Origin of the sequence: Hafnia psychrotolerans, assembly GCF_014639435.1 — a bacterium.
Classification (GTDB): domain Bacteria; phylum Pseudomonadota; class Gammaproteobacteria; order Enterobacterales; family Enterobacteriaceae; genus Ewingella; species Ewingella psychrotolerans.
This window is the reverse complement of record NZ_BMFZ01000006.1, coordinates 209123-229643: the sequence shown is the minus strand read 5'-3', so window position 1 is coordinate 229643 and position 20521 is coordinate 209123. Positions and strand designations below refer to the sequence as shown.

The window sequence follows — 20521 nt, the reverse complement described above, 5'->3', positions numbered from 1 at the left end:
TGATAAATACCCAGAGCGCTTAGCCTTTGCTGCCGCCGCTGGTTAAGCCACTGACGAGCGTCTTCTGCAACCATAGGGCAATAAACAATGGCGGAATGGCGGCCAGAATACCGACTGCGGCGATCAGACCATCATCAGTGGCACGCCCGGCGGTAAAACCGGCAATGGTTACCGGTAAGGTCTGGGCATCGATGTTGTTGGTAAACAGCAGGGCGTAGAAGAATTCATCCCATGCTAATAACCAGCCGAACATGGCTGAAGCACCCAATGCAGGTTTTGCCAGCGGCAAGGTAATGCGCAGTAAAACCTGCCAGTAACGCAGTCCATCAAGACGCGCTGCCTGTTCGATATCGACTGGCAAGGCATCAAACTGGTTTTTCAGCATCCACGTCAGGAAGGGTAAGATCATCGAACAATAGACCAGCACCAGACCGAGGTGAGTATTAAGCAGACTCAGCTTTTGCAAAATAAAATAGAGCGGTAGCACGAACGCCACCGGAGGCACCATATAAATGGCCAGACTGCCGAACAGCCAGCCGTTACGGCCTGGGTAGCGGGAAAAACTGTACGCCGCGGGGATAGCCAGCAGCAGCGAGATCATCGTCGCGCCACAGGCAACCAGTAGGCTGTTACCCAAGGCATGAAGGAATAGCGCGCCAGGCTTACCGGCCTGTAAGGTCAGCAGACTCGCATAGCGGCTGAAGTCCCAATGACGGGGTAGCCACTCCAGGGGAATTCGGGTCAGGTCTTCCGCCGAACTGACGCTCATCAGGAACATCCACAGCAGCGGTCCCAGAATCGACAGGGCTAAAAGCAGGGCGAAGGTATAACGCAGAATCAGGCGAATTTTGGGTTTCATTTCACGCTCCCTGAATGACGCTGACGCAGCAGCATAAGGAGATAAATCATGATTAATACCGCGCAAATGAGGGTCATTAGAATGGCGTAAGCCGCACCGCTGCCCGCCCGCAAATAGCTAAAAGATTCCTGATAAACAAAGAAACTGGCCGTTTTTGTGCTGTCGAGCGGCCCACCACGGGTCATGACATAAATAATGTCGAAAATCTTGAAGGCGTCGATGGTCCGCAGAACCAGCGCCACGGCCAGAGGAGCCGCAATCGCCGGAAAGGTGATTTTGCAAAAACGCCGCCAGGGTGAGGCACCGTCCAGCCGGGCAGCCTCAAATAAGTCTTCCTGAATGGTCTGCAATGCGGCCAGTGTCAGCAGGGTGATTAACGGATAGTTCTTCCAGATGTCTGCAAACATCACCGCATTTAGCGCCGATGACGGATCCCCCAGCCAACTGCGGTAGTGGTCCAGCACGCCAAGCTGGGTCAGCAGGGCGTTGATGCTGCCATAATCTGGGTTGAAATTGAGTCGCCACATCGTGGCATTGACGATTGTCGGCAGCGCCCAAGGCAAAATGACCAGCACGCGCAGCGCACTGCGGCCCCAGAATGGCTGATTGAGCAGCAGCGCAACCAGCACGCCGATAATCCCCTCGAAAATCACCGAAACAATCGTGAAGTACAGTGTGCGCCAAAGTGCGGCGCGGAAGTCAGGATCCGTCAGGGCATAAACAAAATTGTCGCTGCCCACCCAGTTTGGCGCTGTGCCGTCACCGATAAGTCCTGCATCGGTAAAACTGAGCCATAGAGTGCGAGCCAGCGGCCAGGCCGTCAGCAGAAACATCATTAACAACATGGGCGCAAGGAGCAACCAGGCTTGTCTACGTTCACGTTGAAACAAAGTCAGCATGTTCATTTTCCGTGGTGTGGGTTCGCCCTTCATACCGAAATACTCAGGGCGTGGTGTTTGTCTTCAAATGAAACTCAACGTAAGCGATCGGCGGCTTCGGTGGCCGTGGTCATACCGTCTTTTGCGGTGACTTTACCTTGCAGCACACCTTGCAGATTTTGTTGCAGAATGTTCGATAAACGTGAGTAATCTGGCGTTACCGGGCGTGAAAGCATCACATTGAGTGACGTTTTTGCCGCGGCAATCAGCGCTTCCTGACCTTGTTGCACCGCAGGTTCATCATAAGAGGACTTCCAGATTGGCAGGCTCAGCTTGGCGTATTTGTCTTGCACTGGCTGCGAGGTCATATAGGTGATGTACTGCCACGCCTGATCCGGATGAGTACTGGCCTTAGCGATACCCAGACCCATTGAGCCATTGACGCCTGATGCCTGGCCTGCCACCGAACCCGGAGCCGGCACGACGCCCACCTGACCAGCAACCTTGCTCTGTTTTGGATCATTCGCCATGTTGTACATATACGTCCAATTCAGCGCGAAGGCAGCGTCACCATTGGAGAATGACTTGCGAACGTCCTCTTCCAGATATTCACGCGAATTCGGATTGGTCAGCCCTTTATCCAGCGTCTCCTTCATAAAATCGACCGCTTTCATGGCACCAGAGTTGGTGAAATTCAGCTTACCATTCTGATAGAAACTGCCTTTGAACGCAGAAACCAGCGTGGTGTAGTCACACAGCAACGCTTCTGATTGTGACCAACTCCAGACCAGCGGGAATTTGACGATGCCTTTTGCTTTGAGGATCTCAGACTGTTTCTCGACGTCAGCCCAGGTCGCCGGCGGGGTAGTGATCCCGGCTTTTGCCAGCATGGCTTTGTTGTAATACAGATATTTGGTATCAAGGATCCACGGCATACCCCAGCGTTTATCTTTATACGTCACGGTAGAGATTGCACCGTCGAATATTTTTTTACTTTCATCCGCACTGATACGCGAGGTGACATCCTGCAACAACCCATATTTGTTGAATTCCGCTGGCCAAATGGCGTCGAACAGCACGATGTCATACCCGTTGGCACCGGCGCCGCGTGCAGCAATGATTTTATCGTGTAGGGCTTCGTAAGGAACGAACTCCAGATTCACTTTGATGTCAGGATGTTGCTTGGTGAAATCCGCCGTCATTGCACGAATGTCAGCTTCACTGTATGCCGCCTGTGTCATAAACAATGCGCTGAGAGTTGTCTCGGCCGCATTGACGCTGTAGCTAAAAGCCAGAGCCGAGAGGGCGCACAAAGTGGCTGCAGGGGTTAATCGCATAGTCATGTATTCATCTCCGGTCATTAGGATAATTAAATCAATTTGATTGCTTTAATAAGCGTTAAAAAACTCCATCCGATGGCGCCGGATGGAGCAGCATCCTTGCCGTGCTACAGGAGGTATTCCAGGAAGAACCTATGTATTGAATCATTTCTGTCTAATACTATTAACACGGTCATAACATTCATTGCTGTGATAGCGCCGTCATTCTGGACACATTCAGCCAGCCCATCGTGATTATAAAATCAATTTGATTGCTCAAATATCTAACAGCATACTGCTTGCAAGCTTTCCTTTGGTGCATAGGCAGTTATGACAACTTCTGGTACTAACCTTGAACACGCCCGCGCTCACAATCGCCGCGTGGTGATCGAAGCCATTCGCCTTAACAGTGAACTGACCCGCGCCGAAATCGCTCGTTTGACGTCGTTGACGCCGCAAACAGTTTCTAACATTGCCACCGAACTCGAAGCTGCTGGGATCCTCTCATCACATCTGCCGCGCAGGGCGGGCGGTCGTGGACAACCGGCAACGCCACTCACGCTCAACCCGAATAGTGCCTACTCGGTAGGCATCCATCTTGATCATCAATCGTTGCTGATTGTGTTGGTTGATCTCACCGGGAACGTGCGTTTTCGTCATCTGGTGGCGGTGCAAAAACCGCAGCCGGAACCGACGCTGTCGATGATTGAGAAAATAATGCAAGAAATGCGCCAACAGGTGAAGATTGACTGGCGAAAAATGCTGGGTATCGGCATCGTCATGCCGGGACCGTTCGGTGTTGAAGGGATCTCTTCCCAAGGGCCGACGACCTTGCATGGCTGGGATAATATCGATGTCGAAGCCCGCCTGAGTGCGGCAACCGGCTGGCCGGTACGGCTTGAAAACGACGCCACCGTGGCCGCCATCGGCGAGCGATTTCATGGTATCGCCAAGCAACTTACCTCGTTTGTTTATCTCTATATCGGCACGGGTCTCGGTGCCGGTATATTCACTGACGGGCGAATTTATACCGGCCACGCACATAATGCGGGCGAGATCGGTCACATGGTGGTGCAACCCGGTGGCCGCGAGTGTTACTGCGGTAACCGGGGTTGCCTCGAGCGCTATCTCTCACTTCAGGCGGTCTATGAAGCCTGCGGGCTGGACCCCGCCCGTGCAACGCCGGAAGATTTACTGCAGGTGGATGAGGAAACCTTTGATCGCTGGCTAGACACTGCGATCGAACCGGCCTGTCAGGCGATTAATATTATGGAGTGTGTGTTCGACGCCGAATGCGTGATCATCGGCGGCATGATGCCGCCATTGCTGGTCGAAAAGCTGATCAAACGGCTGACACCACTTTATAGTTCGGTGCGCAGCCGTTATCCACAAGGCATGCGTCTGCGAATGGGCATGTCCGGCAGCAACACCGCGGCACTAGGCGCGGCGGCACTGCCGATTTTCGATGAATTTAACCCGCAATATGAGGTGCTGCTGAAGTAGAAACGACTTTTGGGCGTTTTTTAAAAACCAACGTCAAGCTTAAGGCTGCGACTGGCAGCCCAAGGTTTTGAAACTGAATTGAATGCGTTAAGCGGTGATTAGACTGGCCGTCAATTGCGTGTCTGTAGCCGCACCGCCGCTAACATCAGCGATAAGCTGATCAACACCGCTATAGATGCCATCGCCATGCCATCCCCCACGGAGCCTTGCTCGAACTGTCGCCATACAAACACTGAGACGGTTTGTACACCCGCAGGTGCCAGCAACAGAGATGTCACCAATTCCCGAGAGGCTACTGCAAATACCATCATCATAGCGGCCAGCAGGCTGGGGAAAACCAGCGGCAGTAGAATTCGCCACAATGCCTGAGCAGCACTGGCACCGTGCACTCGTGCTGCGGCGTCGAGATTACTGCCAATCTGACTCATGGCGGCGCTGACGTAGCGCACCGGGTATGGCAACAATAGGCAACAATAGGCCAGCAGTAAAATAGCCCAGGTATTATAAGGTGTTATCGGCCAAAAAAACCGGTTCCACGCCAGAATCAATCCGACGCCTACCACGATGCCCGGCAGTGCGGCGGGCAGCAATGATAATGCATCGATGGCAACCGCCCCGCGTACCTGCCGGACGACAACCAGCCACGATGACAGCAAACCGACTGCGCCTGCGATAAGTGCGGTTCCCAGCGCCAGACTGAGGCTCGTGCTGAGTGCCGAAAGCGCGTCGCCATCAATGTCGAACAGTGCCGCATAATGCCGCAGCGTCAGGTTTTGCCATGCGATCCCGCCGGACAACGTGCCGGAAAACGCAGTAAGGGTCATCGACATCAACGGCAGGGCGACGCTGACCAATGCGACTAACGTAAACAACACTATGGCTGGCCATTTGCCGCCTCCCAGCGGTTTGGCGACCCTGTCCGCCGGTTTGCCGGTCAAGGTTTCGACATTACGACCGCCGAGCACCGCTCGTTGAACACAATAGGCGCAGAGTGCCAGCGCGACTAAAACCAACGACAGCACCGATGCGCCAGGCATATCCACCGGCCAGTCGGCAAGACGTTGCTCGATGCCCGTGGTCAGGAGATTGACGCCACTTCGGGTGCCCAGTGCGCCCGGTACGCCGTATTCTTCGATCGACAGTGTAAACGCCAGTAGCAGGCTTGAAGCCATTGACGGTAGCGCCAGAGGTAAAGTTACGCGCACAAATGCCCGCCACGGACCTGCACCATGGATCCGTGCCACATCCGCCAGACGACTACCGCTAGCAGCCATGCTGCGTGATACCGCGAAATACACCACCGGAAATACATTCAGCGTCATCACCGCCACGATACCGGGCAGGGAAAATAAGAAATCATTCAGATGCAGCGAGGACAGTTGTTCGACATAGCCATTGGTTTGCAAGGCCAACATCCATGAAAGGGCGGCAATGTAAGGCGGCACCATGAAGGGAATGAGGAAAAGTAAATCCCACAGTACGGCGCCTGGCAGTACGAATAGCCCACGCAGCGCACCGAGCGGAATACCAATAATGCCGCTACATACTGCGACACCAATACCCACTTTCAGCGTAGCGCTCACCATTTCGCGCAGTTGGGCATCCTTGAATAAACGGCTGAAAGCACTGAAGGCGTCGTTAAACAGACCGCTGTCGAGATGCGGGAAAATCGCCTGCAAGATAACAAATGTCACCGGCAGCGCGACTAAGAGCAATAGTGCCGCGCAGGTGAGGGCAGGAAGAAAAAAATTCTTACTCATCATAAGGATGTTAGCTGCTGTTGCGGGAATGTATGACGTCAGGGCTGACTATTCAGCCCTGAATATTATGGACTTAGCGTTGGCCAAACAGGCTGGCGAAGCGGTCCAGCACCTCTTTGCGCGAAGCCGAGGGTTGTGCATTTTCTGGTAAAATTTTCAGAGTTTTAAACAACGGGCGTTTTGCATCGATGTCAGTACGGGCTGGCATTAGCCAGGAATCAGCGACCAACTTTTGACCTTCGTCTGACAAGGCGTAATCGATAAAGGCTTTAGCTTCTTTCGGTTCTTTGCTCGATTTAAGGATCATCATCGGGCGCGGCGCGATCACCGTTCCGGTCTCGGGGAAGATGACTTTGATTGCTTCGCCGTCCTGCACACTGCTGTAAGAGACATAATCCACTGCGCCGAAGACCGCGGCTTTTGCACCTTGTAGCACCGGCGTCAGCGCCTGTGCATTAGGGCCAGCAATCACCATGCCGTTGGCTTTTAGATCGTCGAACAACTTCCAGGCCTGTTCATGCTTGGCGTTCTGTAAGCCGATCAACAAATCCAGCGAGGCCCCCGACAACGCAGGATCTGGCGTGGTGACTTTGTCTTTGAATTCTGGTTTGGCTAAATCTGCCCAGTCTTTAGGCTCCGGTGTGCCGCTTTTGGTGTTCCAGATGATAGCCAGCGCAGAAATGCCTTGTGCAACATAATATGGGGTTTTGAATTGATCAGGAACCTGTGCGGCATTTGGACTTTGGTAAGCCAGCAGCCACTGACGTTTCTGCAGATCTTCCGCAGTATCCCACGATGCGGAAATTAAAATGTCAGCATGCGGATTGGCCTGTTCTGCATCCAGTCGCGCCATCACTTTGCCTGTAGTGGCCTGGAATACGTTTACTTTGACACCGGTTTGTTTCTCATAACCTGCCGCCAGTTTTTTTGCCAACGATCCGGGACCCGCAGTGTAAAGGGTCAGCGCATTTGCACTGCCTGCGGCCATTGCGAAAGAAAGAGTCATTACCGTGATTAAACCTGTTTTGAATGAAGTTGGAGTGAGATTCATCAGTGATTTTTCCATCAGAGGTTAAGCAACAAAGGGAGCAATACAGGAAGATTCAATCTGATCTACACGTGCGATACGGCCATGTTCCATCCGGGCGATACAGTGCGCCAGCGTTTGGGCTTCGTTCGGGTCGTGGGTGACGTAAACCGCGGTGGTGCCAAGCTGGCGCAGCAGTGTTGCCATCTCTTCACATAGGCTTTCACGCAAGTCACGATCGAGGTTGGAAAGCGGCTCATCAAACAGAAGAATTTGCGGCTCAGCTACAATTGCCCGCGCAAGTGCCACGCGCTGTTGCTGCCCGCCGGACAACTCGCCAGGGCGACGCAATGAGAAATCTGCCAGGCTGACCCGTTCCAGCGTTGCCATCACTTTTTCACGCTGAACAACGCCACGCACACCACACATTTGCAGAGGGAAGGCGACGTTCTGGTAGACGTTCATATGTGGCCACAGTGCATAGTCTTGAAAGGCCATGCCCAGCGATCGCTTTTCCGGTGGCAGGCTGAATTTGCCAGCTGCCACGCACATCTCACCAAAATGGATTTCCCCGGATGACGGATGTAAAAGACCCGACAGCAATTTCAGCAGGGTGCTTTTGCCACATCCGGAAGGACCGAGTAGTGCGACGATAGTGCCTTTTGGCACTTCAATATTGACATGATTGAGTACTTGGTTGGCCCCGAAAAACTGGCTTACCTGATGGACCGTGATAGCCGGCAAAGCAGGCGCGCAGTTGTGCGCATCCGCAACCACAGAGTATTGCATTGACATGGGGAACTATCCTCTTTGGGATTTATTGTTACGCAGAAGCTTAAGAGGCACAGATGACGAATTTATGTCAGGCGGGTGACGATTTGCTTTTATCGGAAATGATTTAACTCACATTCAAGAGCAGGCGTCCATGCCATGTTCTTACAATCATTACTCTTCTCCAGTGAACGTTAGACTCATAACTTAACTGAAAAAGCCAACAATCGCATAGTGACACCGTAACAATTGGGTAAGCCGGGTCCTTGTCCGCTTTGCTATTTCAGTATTCGAAGTTGCACACGCGCATTGTAAAAGCGTCGGTAGGAGAGATAGCCCGCAATGATCGTCGATAGACTGGCCGTGGCCAACAGCATAAAAGTCACCATAATTTGATATTTAATCGCTTTCACCGGATCAATACCGGCGAAAATAAGCCCCGACATCATGCCTGGCAGGCTGACGAGTCCGACGGTTTTGGCTGCATCGACGGTTGGGATCATCGCTGCACGGATACTGTCACGAATAATTGACCCGGACGCCATTTTGGTTGATGCGCCTAAACTGAGCATCTCAAGGATCTTTTGCTGGTTATCCATAAAACGCTGGTTCAGGTTGCTGTAACACAGGCCGACCGCGACCATCGCATTGCCCGCGATCATGCCTGAAATTGGGATCACCTGCATCGGTAAAAATTCAATCGAACGGCTTAGTAGCAGAACGGCCAGCGTCAGCGTGGTGCCTGTCGCGATGGCGACAAACGAAATCACAAAACCGTTATCAATATTGCGGCTGCGTTTTTTGGCATTAAGCGCCGCGTTAACGCAGATGAATAACACCATCAGTACCGTCAACACGCCGTTGTTGATATCAAAAATGTATTTCAGCACATAGCCGACAATCACCAATTGGACAATCGCGCGGGCCACGCTCCAGATGATGTCTTTCTCCAGACCTAACTTCTCTTTTTTACTGACCAGCAGGGCGACAACCACCAGAATGAGGGCCAGCGCCAGGGATTCATTGGTAATATTATGCTGGTTCATGAGGGGTTTTCTCTTCGGTGTGATGATTCAGAGTAATCACGTGTTGCGCATGGCGAATTTCGTTCTGATCATGGCTGACCCACAGCACGGCCAGCGAATGGTCGCGCACTAAATCGGCAATAATCCGGTTGATATTCTGCTTATTTTCTTCATCCAGTGCGCTGGTGATCTCATCCAACAATAGGACGTCGGGCAAAAATTGCAGATTGCGTAATAATGAGACACGCTGTTTTTCCCCACCGGATAATTCCAGGATTTTCTTTTGTAGCATGTCTTCAGGCAGATGAACCTTAGTCAGCCACTGTTTCATTGTGCTGACATCGCTTTTCTCGCCGCGAATGTCATAGGGCAAGGCCAGATTATCCTGCACAGTTTCGCCAAACAGCGTCGGCGTCTGGAAACAATACGAAACCTGCTGGCGGTAGATTTCCGGTTTTAGCCCGGTAATATCCTCGCCTTTAAAGTGCAGCGTTCCTCCGGTTGGCGTTTGCAGCGATGCAATGATTTTCAGCAATGTGCTCTTACCGCTGCCCGAAGGGCCGGTCAGCAGAGTGAACTCGCCAGGATTGAGATTAAATGAGACCGGTTCTAACAACGTCCGGTTATTGAGTGAAAAGCTGATGTCCCGTAATTGCAGTAACGGAGCTGATGACGACATTGGGGGTATCCGAGATTAATTCAATAATGCGGGGATGATACCACCTCGGTTCATGTGGATGAAAATCGTGTTGGTGGGTAGTCCAAACCTGCTGAGTCTGAAAACAGTTGCCCCCGTTTTTTCCAAAAGCTACCCCTTCTTTGGCATTTCCCGATAAAACCCAATGCCGATCAACCGGCCAAACAAAAAGGGGATAAATTTTCTATTCCGTAGCCACAACTCCATGCTGCCTGGCGGTTTGCTGCGTTTCTTCTGCCCGGCTTTACTGATCATAATTTGCAACGACTGGGTCGCCCAGGTTGGAAACCAGCGGCGACGCTGGACTCTTTTGAGATGCGGTAGGCTGAGTGTGCCGCTCAGCAGCGGGGCCGTGATAATATTCGCGGTGGCCACGGCGTCCTGAATCGCCAGATTCACGCCCACGCCGCCAATCGGTGACATCGCGTGGGCGGCATCGCCAATGCACAATAAACCCGGCTTCGCCCATTCCTTCAGACGGTCGATGCGGATCACCAGCAGACGCACGTCGTCCCAGTGGGTAATGTCTTCCTGCAAACGCTGACGCTCAAACGGCGATACCTCGGCCAGCAGATCGAGGAAGGACGGGATGCCTTGCGCTTTCAGGGTGTCGAGGCTGTCTTTCGCAATAGAGTAGCCACACTGCCAGTAATCGCCACGGTCGATCATGATGAAGTTTTTCTTCGGCCCGCGATGCCCCATCGACCATTTGGGGTCGTCCGGACGTTGGTTGATTTTCAGCCACAGTACGTCTCGCGGTGCGCCGAAGCGGCGGATTTCCATGCCTGCCTGTTCACGCACAATCGAATTGCGCCCGTCGCAACCGACGACCAGATCCGCATGGAAGGGCTGTGCGTCGCCATCGACCTCGGCCATCACGCCGGTGACCTGGCCCTGAACTTCTATCAAGGACAGCACCTGCGCATGGTGGATCAGGCGAAAATTCGGCAGCAGCGCGGCTTTCCGGGCGATGAAGTTCAGAAAATCCCACTGCGGCATAAAGGCGATGAACTTGCACTGCGTCGGCAGATGGCTGAAATCCGCCAGCGTGGTTTCTTTGCCGTTGATTTCACCGTAGAGCTTTTCCGCGCGCTGATGCGGCAGTTGCAGAAACTCATCGAGAAAGCCGAGCTGCCAGATGATCTCCAGCGTCGAAGGGTGAATGGTGTCGCCGCGAAAATCGCGTAAGAAATCCGGGTGTTTTTCCAGCACTGTCACGTCAATACCCTTACGCGCCAGTAAATATCCCAGCATCAAACCTGCGGGACCGCCGCCGACAATACAGCATGATGCGGCGGTGGACTCAGTATTCGGTGACATAACAACCTGCCTGACAGAATGAATTTACATGATAACAATTATCATTTGCGCCGCCACGCGTCAATCGACCTGACCTCTCATTTCCATCGGCGCTTACGCAGTGCAGGAACAACGGCTGCACGTTTTCTGGCCATTCCGTTGACACATTGCACCACGGCGGTCTTTCCCGTCGCGTTCGTTTTTGAATGCAAAATAGTCAATTATGCATGAAATCATGTGGTTAAAACTTAAGCGTAAAACTGGCAGACAAATTGCAAAGTGGTCCATAGGTTGAGTTGTTGGGCCAATTTTGGCAGATGGGTGGAGACGCAGATGCACGGCGAACTGAATTTATTACACCCGATCGCGCCACAGCAGAGCGACATACTGATACTCGATGCGCTGACTCGCTACGTGGCGCAGTCCGGCACCCGCGTGGGCGAGAAACTACCGCCAGAGCGCGTGCTGGCCGAGGGGCTGGCGGTGAGCCGCAACACCGTACGTGAGGCGCTGAAACGCTGGGAAGCGCTGGGGATTATCTTGCGCAAAAAGGGCAGCGGGACGTTCCTGCAATCGGAAGTTACGGCTAACGACAGCTTTCTGTCGCTGCGCTTCAAAAACGATTCCGCCACCATGCTGCACGCGCTGGAGGTGCGTCGAATTATCGAATGCGAAGCCTCGGCGCTGGCCGCCGTACGGGCGACAGAAAGCGATTTGCTGTTCATCGAACACAAGCTGGACGTGATGGAAAAAGTCCATCTGAGCGTGGGTTCCGCCGGGGCAGAGGACTGGCAGTTTCACGCTGCGATTTACACCGCCGCGCACAATCCGCTGCTGTTGCAGATGGTCGGCGGCATCTACGACCTGCTACACGCCTTTTTTGAATCGCCGCCGGAACAGGCGTTGTTCAGCGATTCATTCCCGCTGCACCGCACGTTATTTGAAGCCATTGCGCACCGCGAACCGGAAACCGCACGCAGGTTGAGCAACGACATCCTGGACATAACTGAACGCGACATGAAGGAAGTGATCAATGCAGCAAGATGATAAAAGCCAGCACGAAGAGTTGTCGGAAAGTACACGTTTGGTTCATGACGCACGCCACGATCGCGGGGCGATCTCGCCGCCGATTTACCAGTCGTCACTTTTCAGTTTCACCGATTATGACAGCATGATCGCCCGTTTTCGCGGCGACAGCGACCACGCGCTCTATTCCCGCGTCGATAACCCTACGGTGGTGGAGTTACAGAAAAAGGTCGCGCAACTGGAAGGCGGGGAAGCCTGTCTGGCATTCGGCAGCGGCATGGCAGCAATCAGCAACGCGATTCTCAGCGTAGCCGGTCCCGGCGACAAAGTGGTGTGTGTGAATCACGTTTACCCCGACACCTACCGTTTTCTGCGCGGGTTCTGCACCCGTTTTCAGATCGAATCCCAGTTCGTCGACGGCAGTTCGCTGGCGGTTTTAGAAGACGCGATGCAGGGCGCGAAGCTGCTGTATCTCGAAAGCCCGAACAGCTGGGTGATGGGGGAACAGAATCTGCGGGCGATTGCCGAACTGGCGAAAAAATACGGCGTGGTGACGATGATCGACAACAGCTGGGCATCGCCAATTTTCCAGAAACCGCTGGCCGCGGGCATCGATCTGGTGATCCATTCCGCATCAAAGTACATCAGTGGTCACAGTGATGTGGTGGCCGGACTGGTGGTGTCTAGTACGGAGCATATCAACGCTATCAACCGTCATATCAGCCCATTTTTAGGCGGAAAACTCTCGGCTAATGAAGCCTGGCTGTTGCTACGTGGCCTACGCACCTTGCCGCTGCGGATGCGTCAGCATCAGGAAAGCGCCCTCGAACTGGCGCATCGTCTGCAAGGCTATTCACGCATTACGCAGGTTAATCATCCCGGTTTAGATCCGCTGCCAACTTCGACGCTGACTGGTTACAGCGGCCTGTTCTCCTTCGAACTCAGCGAGGGTATCGATATTCCGACTTTCTGCAATGCACTGAAACTGTTCCGTATGGGCGTCAGTTGGGGTGGGTTTGAAAGCCTGGTGATGCCAGCTATTTCCGTACTTAATCAGGTGGGCGAATTCAATTCGGCGATTGATTTCGGCGTGTCACCACGGGTGATCCGGATTTCCATCGGGCTGGAAGATACCGAAGATTTGTGGCGCGACCTGAAAAATGCCATCGAAAGCGCCTGTTCCTGAAGATGTGTCTCAAAGACTGTTCCTGTGATCCGACCCTTTGCTCTGTGGAGAACCACGATGATGCGACACCCGAAACGTCATTTGCTCAGCCTACTGGCGCTTAGCGCCAGCCTGTTTTCCTGTACCAGTTTTGCCACCACCAAACTGACACTGGTGGAAGTGATCACCAGCCCGGCGCGTACCGAAATGCTGCAAAAAATGTTAACCGCCTACAAAGCGCAGCACCCTGATGTCGAGATCGACGTCGTGTCGCTGCCGTGGGGACAGGCGTTTGAAAAGCTCGGCACCATGATCCAGAGCGGACAATACCCTGACGTCGTGGAAATGCCTGATACCTGGCAAGGACTGTACGCCAGTAACGGGATGTTGGCAGATCTCGAACCTCGCCTGAAAAGCTGGGCTGGCACGCCTGACCTTACCGATAAAACGCTGGCCATGGCGCGCTCTTCCGGCGGTACCGCTACGATGATCCCTTACGGTTTTTATCTGCGGGCGATGTTCTGGAACAAGAAACTCTTCCAGCAGGCCGGCCTGACCGAGCCACCAAAAACCATGGATGATTTTATGGCAGACGCGAAGAAAATCAGTGCGCTCGGCAACGGCATTAGCGGTTACTGCATGCGTGGCGGTGTCGGTGGCACCAATGCGTGGATGATGTTTATGGCGGCCATGAATGGTTCACCGGACTTCTTCGATAAAGAGGGCAATAGCACACTGACTCAACCAGGCGCCATCAAAGGTGCGCAGTTCCTGGTGGATATGTACCAGAAAGGTTACGCGCCGAAAGACAGCGTGAATTGGGGCTTTAACGAAATAGTCTCCAGTTTCTATTCCGGTAAATGTGCGATGTTGGATCAGGATCCGGATGCGTTAATCGCCATCAAAAAAAGCATGAATCCGAACGATTTCTCGGTCGCGCCGATGCCTCTTGGGCCAAACGGCAAAGCTTATCCAACCATTGGTTACACCGGTTGGTCGATGTTCAGGCAGGGCAAAAATCAGGATCAAAGCTGGGATCTTATTTCCTTCCTCAGTAACAAAGAAAACAACCTGACGTGGTCGAAATTTGTCGGCACCTTGCCAATTTATAAAGGCGCGGAGCAGGACGCTTACTATCACGCACCGCAGTTTGCAGGCTGGTTCACCGAGCTTAACAGCCCGGATTACATCCCGCTGACCATGCCAACGCATCTCAAAGGCTGGGGTTATTTCAACTCGGTGATTGTGAAAGACAGCTCGCAGGAAACGTTGCTTGGCCAGAACGACACCGAAAGCATGGTGAAAGAGTGGGCGAAGTATCTGACCAAAGAACAGAAAGCGTGGTTGGCAACACAAAAATAATCTTCAAAAACGCCGGCATTGGCTTTGCCGGTGTTTCCCATTCTCAATCAATGGAGACGCGTCATGATGTTGGAAGTTTCACCACCAGACACCGCTGCCGCGCCGCGCTTTCCCCGTTTACGGGCGCTGCTGGAACCCTGGGTTTATCTCAGCCCAACGCTGGTGCTGATCGGCCTGTTTATTTTTGTTCCGATGGCGATCGGCATTTCCTATGCATTCCAAAACATTCAGTTGCTCAATCCACTCGACGCCGGTTGGGTGGGGCTGGACAATTTTCGTACCATGTTCGCCGACCGGCATTTTTACGCTGCGCTGGGGCACACCGTCAACTGGACGCTGACCTCGCTGGTGTTGCAGTTCGTGCTGGGACTGGGGTTGGCGTTGCTGTTGAATCGCGAATTTGCCGGGCGCGGCTGGGTGCAGGCGCTGGTCTTTCTACCATGGGCGGTACCGGCGTTTCTCTCCGGCCTAACCTGGGCATGGTTGCTCAATCCGGTGATCGGCGTGCTGCCATACTGGCTGACCGATCTGCACATCATTTCCGAGCCGTACAACATTCTCGCTGACCCACAGTTGGCACTGTACGGACCGGTAGTGGTAAACGTCTGGTTCGGTATTCCATTCTTCGCGATTACCTTACTGGCGGCGTTGCAGTCGATTCCCAGAGACTTGTATGAAGCGGCGGAGATGGATGGTGCGTCCGGCTGGCAGCAATTCTGCAAAGTCACCTTGCCATTTCTGGCTCCAATGATCGCCATTACGGTGATGCTGCGCACCATCTGGATCGCCAATTTCGCCGACCTGATCGTGGTGATGACTGACGGCGGCCCGGCAAATTCGACGTCGATTCTGTCGAGTTTTATTTTCACCACAGCCTACCGCAAGCTGGACTTTGGCTATGCCTCTGCGATGGCGGTATTCCTGTTGGTGCTGATGACGTTTTACGCGCTGGTGTTGCTGCGCATCCGCCATCAATTATTGAAATAGGAGAAACCTATGAACGGATTAACACTCAGCGCATGGCTGCGCAAAGGCGGACACCGGTTGGGGATCCTGTTCTATCTGCTGTTCGCGCTATTCCCGATTTACTGGCTGATCAAAATCTCGATCACGCCGGATAAGCTGCTCTACAGCGAAGGCGTGCAGATGTGGCCGGGCGAGATGACGCTGATCCATTTTCAGCGCGTGTTTACCGAAAGCCAGTTTCCTCTGTACTTCTTCAACAGCCTGATTGTGTCGTTCGGCACGGCATTTCTGACCACGGTCATTGCCGCTGGAGCCGGCTTTGCGTTTTCCCGTTTCAGCTTCAAAGGCAAAACAGTGATGGCCGCGTTGTTGCTGTTCACGCAGATGTTCCCGCTGGTGATGATCATTGCACCGATTTACAAAGTGATGGCACCGCTCGGGCTGACCAACAGCTTGCCGGGGCTGATCCTGATTTATACCGCCTTCAACGTACCCTTCGCGACCTTTCTGATGCAGTCATTTTTCGACAGCATTCCGAAGGATTTAGAAGAGTCAGCGATGCTCGAAGGGTGCAGCCGTTTTATGGCGCTGCGTAAAGTGATCATCCCGCTGACCTTGCCGGGCATGGCCGCCACGTTGGGATTTGTCTTTACCGCCGCGTGGAGTGAACTGTTGTTCTCGCTGATGTTAATCAACAAAAACGAGGTGATGACGTTCCCGGTAGGATTACTCAGTTTTGTATCAAAGTTTGCAGTTTCCTGGGGCGACATGATGGCGGCAGCGGTGCTGGCGCTGATCCCTGCCTGTCTGTTCTTTGCGTTCATTCAGCGTTACCTGGTTCAGGGGCTGACGGCCGGTGCGGTAAAAGGATAATTTTATGGCTCAGATTACGATTTCCGATCTCCAAAAACGTTATGACAACGTCGAAGTGCTGCGGCACATCAACCTGACCATTCAAGACGGTGAATTTGTGGTGTTGGTCGGGCCATCCGGCTGCGGAAAGTCCACGTTGTTACGGACTATCGCCGGGCTGGAACTGGCGACCGCGGGGAACATTCACATTGGTACGCGGCTGATGAATCAGGTGGCGCCCAAAGATCGTGATATCTCCATGGTGTTTCAGAGCTACGCGTTGTATCCGCACATGACGGTGGCGCGCAACATGGGTTTCAGCCTTGAAGTACAAAAGCGCCCGAAAGCTGAAATCGACGCCGCTGTCAATAAAGCTGCCGACATCCTCGGCCTGACGGCACTGTTGCACCGCCGTCCAAAAGAGCTTTCGGGTGGGCAGCGTCAGCGCGTCGCGATGGGCAGGGCGATCGTGCGCGAACCGCAGGTTTTCCTCTTTGATGAACCCCTGTCTAATCTTGACGCCCAACTGCGCGGACAGATGCGGATTGAGATCAAAAGCCTGCATCAGAGAATGCGTAACACTATTGTGTATGTGACTCACGATCAGGTCGAAGCCATGACGCTGGCTGACCGCATTGTGGTACTTAACCACGGGCTGGTTCAACAGGTGGGTACGCCACTGGAGCTGTATGACACGCCTGCCAACAAGTTCGTCGCCAGTTTTATCGGTTCGCCATCAATGAACTTCATCAACGGTACGCTGGAACTGGGCGACCGCGGGCCGGTTGTTCGCATCAGCCCAGACTTATCGTTGCCGGTTGATCCGAACATCAGCGGACTGCAAAGTGGTAAACCCGTCATCTATGGCGTGCGTCCTGAGGCGATTGTCCTCACTGTCGACAGTGAGACCGGTGCGCTACCGTTGGACGTTACGCTGATTGAACCCACCGGTCTGAGCGAGCTTATCCACGGAACCATTGCCGGCGAGCCCGTCAGCGTATACAGCATGGTGAGATCGGCAAGTTGCCCAGGCAGCCGGTTATGGGTCAATATTGATACAAGCCGAATGCAGTTGTTTGATGCAGGTAGTCAGCAGAGGCTTTTAAAAATAAATGAGTGATTTTCTGGGCGGCGGGCCCAGACGCGCTTCTCAGCTTTAGAAAGCTGAGGGAAACTTTTTAATTCAACTTCAACTTCAACTTCAAGGTCGTGGGCGTCGGCCCACACCGTAGACCTTGGGCTGCCGCCCAAACCGGCCCAAAAGGAGGCGTAAACGCGCCTCCTCTTGGAACTCCTGCGTTTTTCTCTGAGACACCGACAGCTTCGCTGCTGGCAGGGCACGTGTTTCAGCCACTTCCGTTCACGGCGCAAAATGTCACGGCTGCGCCGTCCCCGTATTTCGGGCTTCGAGCCTCAGGTCTCGAACCACTCATCCGGTGCCATTTTTGACTGCGCCTTAGTCGCTATGTAAGTCAAAAGATGACACCTAATCCAGTTTTGAATTTAACAAAGCTTCGGCCATATTCAAAAATGGCGAGGTATTGGTTTTGAAAAATGGCGAGGCTGCATTTAAAAATGACGCGGTGCTGGTTTTGAACAATCCCAAGGCCGCATTCAAAAATGGCGCTGAGCAAGAGGTTCGAGACCTGAGGCTCGAAACCCGCCGCGAAGGGACCGCCTAAGCGGCGACATTTTGCGGCTGTCACTGAGATACCTGAAACACGGCCATCCCGACTCAGCGATAGCGCGCAGTTAAAAAAACGCAGGATTCCAAAGGAGGTTCGTTTAAACCTCCTTTGGGCCCGTGTGGGCGGCGAGCCCACGGTCTTGACCTTAACCTTAAATTTGAAATTAAAAAAAACCGGTCAAGGTAATTTACCTGACCGGTTTTTATCGCGTTAGCGAAGGCATTTCACGCCAGTGAAAACTAAACCACGGGTTTGGCGATCACATTACGATTTTCCATCCGCACTTCTGCAATCTGCACATCGATGATATCGCTCTGACGGTAGGCGACTTCGCCTTTAATCAGCACGCTACCGGTGTCGAAGCTGCAAACCAGTTCGTCGCGCACACTGTGCAGGAACGGCGCCGGGATAAAGGCGACAGCGCCGATATCCTGCAAGCGCACGCGCAGCCCGCCGCGAGTGACGTCAATAATTTCAGCGCTGAATTTGGTATCAGTACCGACTTTATCTTCAAGATAACGGGCATACAGCCAGTCACCCACATCGCGTTCGGCCATACGGTTGGCGCGACGGCGTTCAGCCAGTTGGACAGTCATCTCATCCTGAGGCTTCTCAGCGTGCTGTTGCAGAATCATCGCTTTCAGTAGGCGGTGATTCACCATGTCGCCGTATTTACGGATTGGTGACGTCCAGGTTGCGTAAGCTTCCAGACCTAAACCAAAGTGCGGCCCCGGCGTAGTGCTGATTTCAGCAAACGTCTGGAAACGACGAATACGGCTGTCGAGGAACTGTGTTGGCATCGCGTCAAGCTTACGGCGCAGTGCGCAGAAACCTGGCAAGGTCAGTAGCGTTTCGCCATTGGCTTCCACGTCGTTGGCCTGCAATACCGCCACGGCATTTTCTACCAGCAGCGGATCGAAACCGTTATGCACGTTGTATACGCCGAAACCGAGGCTGTCGCGCAGGGCGATAGCCGCACACACGTTTGCAGCGATCATGGACTCTTCCACAATACGGTTAGCGATACGGCGATGCTCGGCAACGATTTCCAGCACGTTACCTTTCTCACCCAGTACGAAGCGGAAGTCAGGACGGTCTTTAAACACCAGCGCGTGCTCGGTGCGCCATGCGCTGCGCAGGTCACACAGACGTTTTAGCAAACGGATTTGATCGGCGATGACGCCACTTTGCGGCTGCCATACGCTTTTCTCGTCCTGTTCGATCCAGTCGGAGACGTCGTTGTAAGCCAGTTTGGCTTTGGATTCGATGTTGGCGGCGAAGAAACGGATATCGCTGCCCAGTGCACCGTCAGCTGACAGCGTTACGCTGCACGCCAGGACAGGGCGCTGAACATCTGGCCACAGTGAGCAAATGTCGTCAGAGAGTTCACGCGGCAGCATCGGGATGTTAAAGCCCGGCAGATAGTTGGTGAAAGCTCGCTTCTTGGCAATGTTGTCGAGCTCACTGCCTTCAGACACATAGGCAGTAGGATCGGCAATCGCGATGTTCAGTTGCAGAGTACCGTCGCCGTTATCTTTCACATACAACGCGTCATCCATATCCAGAGTACTGCCGCTGTCGATGGTCACAAACGGCAGGGCAGTCAGGTCTTCGCGGGTCAGACCCTGATCGAGAATCTCAGCAATTTCAGACTTTGGCGCTTCGCGCTCAAGATTGTGGCGAGCCAGCGTAACCCACCATGGTGCGAGATCGTCGACACCGGTGGTGATCCACTCGGTGATCTCAGCCTGGAAGCTGTTATCGCCTTCTTTCAGCGGATGGCGACGCATTTCAGCCACACACCAGTCGCCATCGCTCACTTCGTGATTGATGTTGCGGGTGACGCGACACTGAATGGAATCCCGCAATAAAGGATGATCAGGAATGATGGAAAGGCGATCATCTTTCTTGGTGACGCGACCAACAAAACGGGTCAGGAATGGCTCAACCAATGTTTCAGGCTGAACCACTTCGCGTTCCTTTTCGGTCTGCAAAGAGGCAATTATGCGGTCGCCGTGCATGACTTTTTTCATGTACGGCGGCGGGATGAAGTAACTTTTTTGGCCGTCTACTTCAAGAAAGCCAAAGCCTTTCTCAGTTCCTTTAACAACGCCTTCAAGGCGTGGAGTCTGAGAGTGAAGTTGCTGTTTTAGCTGCGCGAGCAGCGGGTTATCTTGAAACATATCGTCCAGGGGTGGGGTTAGAATGGCTCGATTAGCGGCAGACAGTTTTACGCGAAATGGCCCCAGCGGGCAAGCAGCATCTCCCTTTTCACCTCATATCCATGAAGTGAAAAGGGACTTTTTCATGACAGCTCGCATAAC

At 53.4% G+C, this 20521-nt stretch carries 18 protein-coding genes; 8 read left to right on the top strand and 10 right to left on the bottom strand.

The features are described 5' to 3' along the window. Positions 1 to 19: 19 nt before the first annotated feature. The 3 genes from IEV89_RS12885 to IEV89_RS12875 form a co-directional block, all read right to left on the bottom strand. On the bottom strand, positions 20 to 859 hold the full coding sequence (locus tag IEV89_RS12885; RefSeq protein ID WP_188473920.1) for a carbohydrate ABC transporter permease: 840 nt from the start codon (positions 857 to 859) through the stop codon (positions 20 to 22). Further along, the gene (locus IEV89_RS12880; RefSeq protein WP_188473919.1) at positions 856 to 1758 is read right to left on the bottom strand and encodes a carbohydrate ABC transporter permease; all 903 of its coding nucleotides are present in this window, start codon (positions 1756 to 1758) and stop codon (positions 856 to 858) included. Before IEV89_RS12880 ends, IEV89_RS12885 begins: the two co-directional genes overlap by 4 nt. 74 nt (positions 1759 to 1832) lie before the next feature. Continuing rightward, positions 1833 to 3080 (bottom strand): extracellular solute-binding protein, encoded by a 1248-nt coding sequence (locus tag IEV89_RS12875; RefSeq protein WP_188473918.1) that lies wholly within the window; start codon positions 3078 to 3080, stop codon positions 1833 to 1835. Between the two features lie 306 nt (positions 3081 to 3386). Here IEV89_RS12875 and IEV89_RS12870 point away from each other — a divergent pair, with 306 nt between their 5' ends. Further along, positions 3387 to 4559 carry an ROK family transcriptional regulator gene (locus IEV89_RS12870; RefSeq protein WP_188473917.1) on the top strand — a complete coding sequence of 391 codons (1173 nt, stop codon included), beginning with the start codon at positions 3387 to 3389 and terminating at the stop codon, positions 4557 to 4559. Positions 4560 to 4669: 110 nt separating this feature from the next. On the opposite strand, the gene IEV89_RS12865 is transcribed toward IEV89_RS12870, so the two are convergent. The 6 genes from IEV89_RS12865 to IEV89_RS12840 form a co-directional block, all read right to left on the bottom strand. Further along, positions 4670 to 6319, bottom strand: a complete 1650-nt coding sequence (locus IEV89_RS12865) for an ABC transporter permease (RefSeq protein WP_188474000.1) — start codon at positions 6317 to 6319, stop codon at positions 4670 to 4672. 73 nt (positions 6320 to 6392) lie between these two features. Further along, on the bottom strand, positions 6393 to 7325 hold the full coding sequence (locus tag IEV89_RS12860; protein ID WP_229746464.1) for an ABC transporter substrate-binding protein: 933 nt from the start codon (positions 7323 to 7325) through the stop codon (positions 6393 to 6395). A gap of 66 nt (positions 7326 to 7391) precedes the next feature. Then, entirely contained in the window at positions 7392 to 8141 is a 750-nt protein-coding gene (locus IEV89_RS12855) for an ABC transporter ATP-binding protein (RefSeq protein ID WP_188473915.1), read from the bottom strand. A 254-nt stretch (positions 8142 to 8395) separates the two neighbouring features. Continuing rightward, the gene (gene fetB / locus IEV89_RS12850; protein WP_188473914.1) at positions 8396 to 9163 is read right to left on the bottom strand and encodes an iron efflux ABC transporter permease subunit FetB; all 768 of its coding nucleotides are present in this window, start codon (positions 9161 to 9163) and stop codon (positions 8396 to 8398) included. Next, positions 9150 to 9821, bottom strand: coding sequence for an iron efflux ABC transporter ATP-binding subunit FetA (gene fetA / locus IEV89_RS12845; protein ID WP_188473913.1), 672 nt, complete (start codon positions 9819 to 9821; stop codon positions 9150 to 9152). Before fetA ends, fetB begins: the two co-directional genes overlap by 14 nt. 129 nt (positions 9822 to 9950) lie before the next feature. After that, complete coding sequence (locus IEV89_RS12840; protein WP_188473912.1) at positions 9951 to 11159, bottom strand: FAD-dependent oxidoreductase; 1209 nt, start codon at positions 11157 to 11159, stop codon at positions 9951 to 9953. 312 nt (positions 11160 to 11471) lie between these two features. On the opposite strand from IEV89_RS12840, the gene IEV89_RS12835 reads away from it, so the two are divergent. The 7 genes from IEV89_RS12835 (at position 11472) to IEV89_RS21910 (ending at position 18191) form a co-directional block, all read left to right on the top strand. Continuing rightward, the gene (locus tag IEV89_RS12835; RefSeq protein WP_188473911.1) at positions 11472 to 12185 is read left to right on the top strand and encodes a FadR/GntR family transcriptional regulator; all 714 of its coding nucleotides are present in this window, start codon (positions 11472 to 11474) and stop codon (positions 12183 to 12185) included. Beyond that, positions 12172 to 13350, top strand: coding sequence for an aminotransferase class I/II-fold pyridoxal phosphate-dependent enzyme (locus IEV89_RS12830; protein ID WP_188473910.1), 1179 nt, complete (start codon positions 12172 to 12174; stop codon positions 13348 to 13350). The genes IEV89_RS12835 and IEV89_RS12830 overlap by 14 nt, the downstream gene beginning before the upstream one ends. 57 nt (positions 13351 to 13407) lie before the next feature. Further along, entirely contained in the window at positions 13408 to 14691 is a 1284-nt protein-coding gene (locus tag IEV89_RS12825; protein WP_229746463.1) for an ABC transporter substrate-binding protein, read from the top strand. A gap of 63 nt (positions 14692 to 14754) precedes the next feature. After that, positions 14755 to 15678 (top strand): carbohydrate ABC transporter permease, encoded by a 924-nt coding sequence (locus tag IEV89_RS12820; RefSeq protein WP_188473909.1) that lies wholly within the window; start codon positions 14755 to 14757, stop codon positions 15676 to 15678. Between the two features lie 9 nt (positions 15679 to 15687). Continuing rightward, positions 15688 to 16530, top strand: a complete 843-nt coding sequence (locus IEV89_RS12815; RefSeq protein WP_188473908.1) for a carbohydrate ABC transporter permease — start codon at positions 15688 to 15690, stop codon at positions 16528 to 16530. Between the two features lie 4 nt (positions 16531 to 16534). Beyond that, entirely contained in the window at positions 16535 to 17629 is a 1095-nt protein-coding gene (locus IEV89_RS12810; RefSeq protein WP_188473907.1) for an ABC transporter ATP-binding protein, read from the top strand. Positions 17630 to 18056: 427 nt separating this feature from the next. Next, positions 18057 to 18191, top strand: a complete 135-nt coding sequence (locus tag IEV89_RS21910) for a hypothetical protein (protein WP_268235662.1) — start codon at positions 18057 to 18059, stop codon at positions 18189 to 18191. Positions 18192 to 18436: 245 nt separating this feature from the next. Here IEV89_RS21910 and IEV89_RS12805 read toward each other — a convergent pair whose 3' ends face one another. Continuing rightward, complete coding sequence (locus tag IEV89_RS12805; RefSeq protein WP_188473906.1) at positions 18437 to 20380, bottom strand: exoribonuclease II; 1944 nt, start codon at positions 20378 to 20380, stop codon at positions 18437 to 18439. Positions 20381 to 20521: the final 141 nt, after the last annotated feature.

Excerpts from the sequence above, each read along its gene's own strand:
- IEV89_RS12875 (WP_188473918.1), bottom strand. The coding sequence starts at position 3,080 with ATGACTATGCGATTAACCCCTGCAGCCACTTTGTGCGCCCTCTCGGCT.
- IEV89_RS12825 (WP_229746463.1), top strand. The coding sequence starts at position 13,408 with ATGATGCGACACCCGAAACGTCATTTGCTCAGCCTACTGGCGCTTAGC.
- IEV89_RS12885 (WP_188473920.1), bottom strand. The coding sequence starts at position 859 with ATGAAACCCAAAATTCGCCTGATTCTGCGTTATACCTTCGCCCTGCTT.
- IEV89_RS12805 (WP_188473906.1), bottom strand. The coding sequence starts at position 20,380 with ATGTTTCAAGATAACCCGCTGCTCGCGCAGCTAAAACAGCAACTTCAC.
- IEV89_RS12860 (WP_229746464.1), bottom strand. The coding sequence starts at position 7,325 with ATGACTCTTTCTTTCGCAATGGCCGCAGGCAGTGCAAATGCGCTGACC.
- IEV89_RS12880 (WP_188473919.1), bottom strand. The coding sequence starts at position 1,758 with ATGCTGACTTTGTTTCAACGTGAACGTAGACAAGCCTGGTTGCTCCTT.
- IEV89_RS12830 (WP_188473910.1), top strand. The coding sequence starts at position 12,172 with ATGCAGCAAGATGATAAAAGCCAGCACGAAGAGTTGTCGGAAAGTACA.
- fetA (WP_188473913.1), bottom strand. The coding sequence starts at position 9,821 with ATGTCGTCATCAGCTCCGTTACTGCAATTACGGGACATCAGCTTTTCA.
- fetB (WP_188473914.1), bottom strand. The coding sequence starts at position 9,163 with ATGAACCAGCATAATATTACCAATGAATCCCTGGCGCTGGCCCTCATT.
- IEV89_RS12855 (WP_188473915.1), bottom strand. The coding sequence starts at position 8,141 with ATGTCAATGCAATACTCTGTGGTTGCGGATGCGCACAACTGCGCGCCT.
- IEV89_RS12820 (WP_188473909.1), top strand. The coding sequence starts at position 14,755 with ATGATGTTGGAAGTTTCACCACCAGACACCGCTGCCGCGCCGCGCTTT.
- IEV89_RS12835 (WP_188473911.1), top strand. The coding sequence starts at position 11,472 with ATGCACGGCGAACTGAATTTATTACACCCGATCGCGCCACAGCAGAGC.
- IEV89_RS12865 (WP_188474000.1), bottom strand. The coding sequence starts at position 6,319 with ATGAGTAAGAATTTTTTTCTTCCTGCCCTCACCTGCGCGGCACTATTG.
- IEV89_RS12815 (WP_188473908.1), top strand. The coding sequence starts at position 15,688 with ATGAACGGATTAACACTCAGCGCATGGCTGCGCAAAGGCGGACACCGG.
- IEV89_RS12810 (WP_188473907.1), top strand. The coding sequence starts at position 16,535 with ATGGCTCAGATTACGATTTCCGATCTCCAAAAACGTTATGACAACGTC.
- IEV89_RS12870 (WP_188473917.1), top strand. The coding sequence starts at position 3,387 with ATGACAACTTCTGGTACTAACCTTGAACACGCCCGCGCTCACAATCGC.
- IEV89_RS12840 (WP_188473912.1), bottom strand. The coding sequence starts at position 11,159 with ATGTCACCGAATACTGAGTCCACCGCCGCATCATGCTGTATTGTCGGC.